This window comes from Inquilinus limosus MP06, assembly GCF_000767795.1.
GTDB classification, from domain to species: domain Bacteria; phylum Pseudomonadota; class Alphaproteobacteria; order DSM-16000; family Inquilinaceae; genus Inquilinus; species Inquilinus limosus_E.
On record NZ_JANX01000319.1, the window covers coordinates 1 to 7,224 of the forward strand.

Annotated in this window: 5 protein-coding genes; 3 read left to right on the forward strand and 2 right to left on the reverse strand. The window is 69.9% G+C overall.

Going from position 1 to position 7,224, the window contains the following annotated elements; genetic code table 11:
- Window positions 1-466: 466 nt before the first annotated feature.
- The gene (locus P409_RS21455) at window positions 467-2,020 is read right to left on the reverse strand and encodes an alpha/beta hydrolase (protein ID WP_034843478.1); all 1,554 of its coding nucleotides are present in this window, start codon (window positions 2,018-2,020) and stop codon (window positions 467-469) included.
- Between the two features lie 136 nt (window positions 2,021-2,156).
- Between P409_RS21455 and aspS the strand changes: the two genes are divergently transcribed.
- From aspS to P409_RS21470, 3 genes are all read left to right on the forward strand, one after another.
- Window positions 2,157-3,956 (forward strand): aspartate--tRNA ligase, encoded by a 1,800-nt coding sequence (aspS, locus tag P409_RS21460; RefSeq protein WP_034843480.1) that lies wholly within the window; start codon window positions 2,157-2,159, stop codon window positions 3,954-3,956.
- Window positions 3,957-4,141: 185 nt separating this feature from the next.
- Complete coding sequence (locus tag P409_RS21465) at window positions 4,142-5,662, forward strand: ABC transporter substrate-binding protein (RefSeq protein ID WP_034843486.1); 1,521 nt, start codon at window positions 4,142-4,144, stop codon at window positions 5,660-5,662.
- Between the two features lie 63 nt (window positions 5,663-5,725).
- Complete coding sequence (locus tag P409_RS21470) at window positions 5,726-6,538, forward strand: EipB family protein (RefSeq protein ID WP_034843482.1); 813 nt, start codon at window positions 5,726-5,728, stop codon at window positions 6,536-6,538.
- 164 nt (window positions 6,539-6,702) lie between these two features.
- Here P409_RS21470 and P409_RS21475 read toward each other — a convergent pair.
- Window positions 6,703-7,224, reverse strand: a 522-nt coding sequence (locus P409_RS21475; RefSeq protein WP_034843484.1) for a superoxide dismutase, incomplete at its 5' end; no start/stop codon positions are given.

Here is a 7,224-nt window from a genome sequence, read left to right on the forward strand (position 1 = left end):
GCCACCGCCACGACCACGGCCGACAGATCGACCGTCACCCGGTCCTGGGCGGCCCGGCTCTGGGGAGCCCGGGGGGGAATTCGGCGCCCGCTGCGCCCGGGCCGTCACGCCGGCCATCGTGGATCGGAAGCCCTAACCCGCATTTCCCATACCCCATGCGGCCTGCGTTGCCTTGCGGCGAGGTGAATGCGGCCCCGGGCGGCGATGAGCGTATAGAGATATACGGTCGAGCCGCCCGGGGCCGCAGGCGCCCGCCGCAAGGCAACCCTTCGGGCCGGTTGAAGACACCGGCAGGGTGCGTCGCCGCGCTTGCCCGATGTAACACATCGGGCTGCACACGGCTCCTGCCCTGCCGGTGTCTTCAACCGGCGCAGGCCACACGGGGTATGGGAAATGTGGGTTCACTCGCATGCGGCCAGGATAGCATGGGCGGGCGTCGCCCGGATGACGACTCACGGCCGGAATGTCAGCCGCCCGACGGTGCCTTCGCCCCGGCGGCTGAAGGGGCCGACCGCTGGCGCGGCGGCGGCGGCGCGAAGACCAGGGGCCGGAGATCGGCGATGCAGCTGTCGTCGGGCCGCCGCGACGGGTCGTCCAGGAAGCTGCCGGCGATCATGCCGGCGCAAGGTTCGCCATAGTACAGCACGCCGTGGCCGTAAGCCGGAAACACGTAGCTGTGGCCGTTGGCCAGCCGCTTCACCGCCGCCTCCGCCCAGGATGGCGGGGTCTGGGGATCGAGCGCCCCGGAGATCAGCAGCGCCGGAATGTCGCTGGTCACCGGCGCGGCGTCGCTGGCCGGGCTGTGCGGGACCGGCCACATCCCGCAATCCCCGTCGGCCGTCACATCCCACATCTGCGCGGCGAAGCGGGGGTCATGGCCCCGGGCCTTCTCGACCCAGCCCGGATCGGCCGGGGTCAGGTCGGCGCAGGAGATCGAGGCATGGACGGCGTGTGACATGGCTGCGCCCATCGCCTCGACCTTCTGGAGCTCCAGTCTCTTACCGGCCGTGATCACGCGGGTCTGGTTCGTCTCCAGCTCGTCGATGAGAAACGGCACGAACATCGCATCGGCGGGGGTTCGCAGCATCCCGATCGCGAAATCGCGAAACATCCAGCCATCGATCCGCGCTGTCGAATCTTCGGAGATCGGAATGGTCAAGGGGGCGGCGTCGAGCCGGTCGGCCAGGGCCAGGAAGCGCCGCTCGAGATCGGGATAGTTCTCATTGCAGGCCGCGCTGGCCCGGCAGGCCCGGACCAGGGCGTCAAAGGCCTCGCCGCTGCTCGCGGCGTCGTCATAGACATTCGCCTCGGGCGGCAACACGCTTTCGAGAATGACCGAGCGCAGGCCTTGCGGATGGTCGCGCATGACAGTCATGGCGACCCGGGATCCGAAGGAGCTTCCCCACAGGTTCCATGTCGGATGGCCGAGCGCCAGGCGGAGATCTTCGACATCGGCGGCGATCGAGGCGGTGGTGATCAGGCCGGGGTCATGCCCGGCCTGCCGAAAGCGGGCCCAGCACGATTCCATGCTTTTCCTGGTGGCCGCCCTCCGGACCGTCTCGGGCGGCTGCATATGGTCGAGAATCGTTTGCCGTGCCTGGTGAACGAGCGCTTCGCAAGGGATTGGCAGCAGCCTGGATTCCCCGACCCCTCTCTGGTCGAACAGCACCAGCCGTTGGGCCGCGAGCCAATCCGAGATGCGGACCGCCTTTGCCCAACCCGACAACCCCGCGGCGTCAAGCCCCGCCGGGCCTCCCGGCCCGCCCTGGATGAACAGCAGCGGGTCGGGCCGCAGCTCGCGGTCGGTGCGCCGCAGCGTCGCCACCCGCAGCCGGATGCGCGGGCCGTCCGGCCGAGCGCGGTCCTCCAGCACCGTGACGGTGCCGCAGTCCGCGGCGACGCCCTCCGGCAGGATCGTCCCGGCCGGACACTTGTCGGCGATGAAGAACGGCGGCTGCGGTTCCGCCGCGCGGACGGTGCCTGCGACAAGGAAAAGGATGAGGACGAAAATCCAGCGCATGCTATCCAAGACCCCGAAACGAGGCGAAACGGCACCATTCTGCCGGAGGCAGGGCAGGGGCGTCGAGCCGCGGCTTGACAGGCCGGCGCGGGCGGTGTCACTGACCGGCGTTTCTGCCCCGGTCCGAGAGCATCCCATGCACGCCTACCGCACCCATACCTGCGGCCAGCTCCGTCCCGAACAGGCCGGCGAGACCGTCCGCCTGTCCGGCTGGGTCCATCGCAAGCGCGACCATGGCAATCTGCTGTTCCTCGACCTGCGCGACCATTACGGCCTGACGCAATGCGTGGTCGACACCGACAGCCCGCATTTCAAGGCGGCCGAGGCGGTGCGCGTCGAGAGCGTCGTCACCGTCACCGGCACCGTGGTCAAGCGCAGCGCCGAGACCGCCAACGACAAGCTGCCGACCGGCGGCATCGAGGTGCGGATCGACGATTTCGTGCTGCAGTCGGCCGCCCAGGTGATCCCGCTGCAGGTGGCCTCGGACGAGGACGCCGGCGAGGACATCCGCCTGCGCAACCGCTTCCTGGACCTGCGCCGGCAGAAGATGCAGCGCAACATCGTGCTGCGCAGCGAGGTCATCTCCTCGATCCGCCGCCGCATGATCGAGCAGGGCTTCCGCGAGTTCCAGACGCCGATCCTGACGGCGTCGAGCCCGGAGGGCGCGCGCGACTTCCTGGTGCCGGCGCGCCAGCACCCCGGCAAGTTCTACGCCCTGCCGCAGGCGCCGCAGCAGTTCAAGCAGCTGCTGATGGTCGCCGGCTTCGACCGTTATTTCCAGATCGCGCCCTGCTTCCGAGACGAGGACAGCCGCGCCGACCGGTCCCCCGGCGAGTTCTACCAGCTCGATTTCGAGATGAGCTACGTCACCCAGGAGGACGTGTTCCAGGCGATCGAGCCGGTGCTGCGCGGCGTGTTCGAGGAGTTCTCGGACTTCACCGGCAGCAAGCGGGCGGTCACCGCCGGCGCCTTCCCGCGCATCCCCTATGCCGAGTCGATGCTGAAATACGGCAACGACAAGCCGGACCTGCGCAACCCGCTGGTGATCACCGACGTCACGCAGGTCTTCGCCCGCGAGGACGTGACCTTCCGCGCCTTCAAGGGCGTGATCGAGAAGGGTGGCGTGGTGCGCGCCATCCGCGCGCCGCAGGTGGCCGACCGGCCGCGCAGCTTCTTCGACAAGCTGAACGGCTGGGCGCAGGAGCAGGGGGCGCCGGGCCTCGGCTACGTCGTGTTCGAGGCCGGCGCCGGCAAGGGTCCGATCGCCAAGTTCCTGGAGGCCGGCGCCCAGGACGCGCTGCGCGCGGCGACCGGCGCCGGGGACGGCGATGCGGTGTTCTTCGTCGCCGACCTGGAGGCCGCGGCCTGCAAGCTGGCCGGCTTCGCCCGCACGAAGATCGGGCAGGAGCTGGAGCTGATCGACCCGGACCGGTACGAGCTGTGCTGGATCGTCGACTTCCCGATGTACGAGCTGAACGAGGAGACCGGGCAGATCGACTTCAGCCACAACCCGTTCTCGATGCCGCAGGGCGGGCTCGAGGCGCTGGAGACGCAGGACCCGCTGACCATCAAGGCGTTCCAGTACGACATCGTCTGCAACGGCGTCGAGCTGTCCTCGGGCGCGATCCGGAACCACAAGCCGGAGATCATGATCAAGGCGTTCGCGATCGCCGGCTACAGCCAGGACGTGCTGGAGGCGAAGTTCGGCGGCATGCTGTCGGCCTTCCGCTTCGGCGCCCCTCCGCATGGCGGCTCGGCCCCCGGCATCGACCGCATCGTCATGCTGCTGGCGGACGAGCCGAACATCCGCGAGGTCATCGCCTTCCCGATGAACCAGCGCGCCGAGGACCTGCTGATGGGCGCCCCGGCCGAGGTCGATGCGGCCCGGCTGAAGGAGCTGCATATCAAGCTCGACCTGCCGAAGAAGGCGGGCTGACGCGTTCCGCCCGCGGCTCCGGCCGCGGGCGGCATCCTTTCATCTGACATTTCAGCTTCGTCGCGGCCCCGCGGCCGCGCTACCCTGCTGCTGCACCGCCGTGCCGACTCGGTCCCGGCGGTCCGGCAGGGGAAGGCTCGGCCTGGGCCCTGCGATCAGAACAGAAATTCGCAGGGATGCTGCCGATGATCGGACGGTCTGGACGGACAGCCGCGCTCGCCGCGGCGCTGATGAGCCTCGTTGTCGCCTCTCCGGCCCTGGCCGCCGGCCTCCGGATCGGCCTCGACGCCGACCCGGATGTGCTGGACCCGGCCCAGGGCGGCTCGGTCTCCGGCCGCCAGGTCTTCGCCGCGATGTGCGACAAGCTGGTCGGCGTCGCCCCGGGCGGCGGCTTCCGGCCCGAGCTGGCGACCAAATGGGACTGGTCGGCCGATGGCAAGGCGCTGACCCTGACGCTGCGCGACGGCGTGCTGTTCCAGGACGGCGAGCCGCTCGACGCCGCCGCGGTGAAGGTCAATCTCGACCGCTACCGCACGGCCCCGATCTCGCGCCGCAAGTCGGAGCTGAAGCCGGTCGCCGACGTGACGGCGGTCGACCGGCTGACGGTGAAGATCACGCTGGCCCAGCCCTACGCGCCGCTGGTGGCGGTGCTGTCCGACCGCGCCGGGATGATGCTGTCGCCCAAGGCGCTGGCCCAGGCCGGCGACGGCATCGGCCAGCACCCGGTCTGTGCCGGGCCGTTCGAATTCGTCGAGCGGCAGCAGGGCGACCATATCCTGCTGAAGCGCTTCGACCGGTACTGGAACAGGGACGCGGTCTTCCTCGACAGCGTCACCTACCGGCCGATGCCGGACGAGACCGTGCGGCTGCTCAACCTGCGCTCCGGCGATCTCGACCTGATCGAGCATGTGCCGACGGTCGAGGTCGCGGCGCTGCGTGACGACCCGGCGGTGACCGTGGTCGACGCCCCGTCGATCGCCTATGACCTGATCACCTTCAACATCGGCCATGGCGACAAGGCGAAGTCGCCGATCGGGCAGGATGCCCGAGTGCGCCGGGCGCTGGAGCTGTCGCTGGACCGCGACGCCATCAACGCCGCGGCCTATGAGGGCATGTTCATCCCCGGCAACCAGCCGGAGGTGCCGGGCACCACCTTCGAGGATCCCGGCCACCCGATGCCGGCGCGCGACGTCGACAAGGCCAAGGCCCTGCTGGCCGAGGCCGGGGTGCCGAATCCGTCCTTCACCCTGCTGGTCACCAACAGCCCGGTCACCCAGCAGGTCGGGCAGATGATCCAGGCGATGGCGGGCGAGGCCGGCTTCGACATCAAGCTGCAGGCGCTGGAGGCGGCGACCCTGGCCGCCAGCGCCGATGCCGGCGACTTCCAGGCGGCGATCGCGATCTGGAGCGGCCGGCTGGACCCCGACGCCAACATGGCCGCCTGGGCCGGCTGCGACGCCTTCCAGAACTGGGGCCGCTATTGCAACCGGGATTTCGACGCGGTGCTGGCGCAGGCGCGCGCCACGACCGACCAGGCCGCGCGGGTCGGGCTGTACCGCCAGGCCGCCGGGTTGTTCCTGGCCGACCTGCCGCAGATCGTGCTGTACCATTACCGCTCGGTCTGGGGCATGCGCCGGGCGGTGCAGGGCTTCACGCCCTATCCGGACGGGCTGATGCGGCTGCAGGGCGTGAAGATCGCGGGCTGAGCGACCGTCCCGGCGCGGCGCCGTGGCGCTTGCATCGCCCGGGGCTTCGGGCTCAGATGCTCCATGATCCGCATCGCCTCGTCCGCCGCCTTCGCCCTCCTGCTCCTGTCCGGCGCGGCCCAGGCCGCTCCGACGGTGGCGCTGCAGCCCCACCGGGCGGTCTACACCCTCAGCCTCGACATGACGCGCGGGCAGCGCAACGTGGTCTCGATCGAGGGGCAGATGGAGTACCGCTGGGCGCCGGCCTGCGACGGCTCCAGCTTCGAGCAGAACTACCAGGTGGCGATGGTCTACGCCTCGGGCGACACGCTGACCCGCAAGACCCGCTACGCCGGCTGGGAATCCGCCGACGGGCGCGAGCTGACCTACAAGCTCAGCTCCTCCACCAATGGCGAGGACAAGGAGGATATCCGCGGCACGGCGCATCTCGACGGCGCGGCGGGCGGCGACGCCGTGTTCAAGACGCCGGCCGACCTGAAGCAGGCGCTGCCGGCCGGCAGCCTGTTCCCGACCACACATATGGAACGGCTGGTCGAGGCGATGCGGCAGGGGCAGCCGATCTTCACCGCCGGCTTCTTCGACGGCAGCTCCGCCGACGGGCCGCAATATGTCAGCGTCGGGATCGGCCGCACCCAGCCGGGCGACGCCTCGGCCGACCCGCTGCTGCGGGGGCCTTCGCACCCGATCAGCATGGCCTTCTACACGGTCGGCAAGCCCGACAAGGACGGCGCCGGCGTGGAGCTGCCGGAATACGAGCTGCGCCAGCGCCTGTTCGAGAACGGCATCGCCGACCGCATCGTCATCGATTATGGCGACTTCGCCATGGCGGCGAAGCTGGACACGCTGGAGCCGGTCGCCGCACCGCGCTGCGATTAACCAAGCCCCGCACTTTTCCTGTCATCCCGTGCGCGCTGCGACGCGAAGTGCCGCTGCGCAGACACGGGATCTCTGCGCAACCGTCGAGAGATCCCGGGCGCAGCGCATCACTGCGTGCTGCGCTGCGCCCGGGATGACGGCCGTTTGGAATGCCTCAGTTCGGCTCACGCCCCCAGCCGGTCCGACACCACGGACCAGTTGACGAGGCTTTCCATCACCGCCTTGACGTGGTCGGCGCGGCGGTTCTGGTAGTCCAGGTAGTAGGCGTGCTCCCAGACATCGATGCCGAACAGCGGCTGGCCGCCATGGGCGAAGGGGGAGTCGGCGTTCGAGGTGCCGACCAGGGTCAGCTTGCCGGCATCGGCGACCAGCCAGACCCAGCCGCTGCCGAACACCTTGCCGGCGGCGTCGGTGGTGGCCTTGACCAGCGCCGCCTGGTCGCCGAAGGCCTCGCCGATGGCGTCGGCCAGCCGGCCCTGCGGCGCCTTCGGCCCGCCGGGGGTGAGCTGCTCCCAGTACAGGTTGTGGTTCCAGGCCTGGCCGGCCTGGTTGAACACCGCCTGGTCCTTGGCTGCGGCCGACTTCACCACCACCTCGGCCAGGGTCATCGCCTCATAGGGCGTGCCGGCGGCGAGCTTGTTGAGCGCGTCGAAATAGGCCTTGTGGTGCTTGCCGTAATGCAGGCC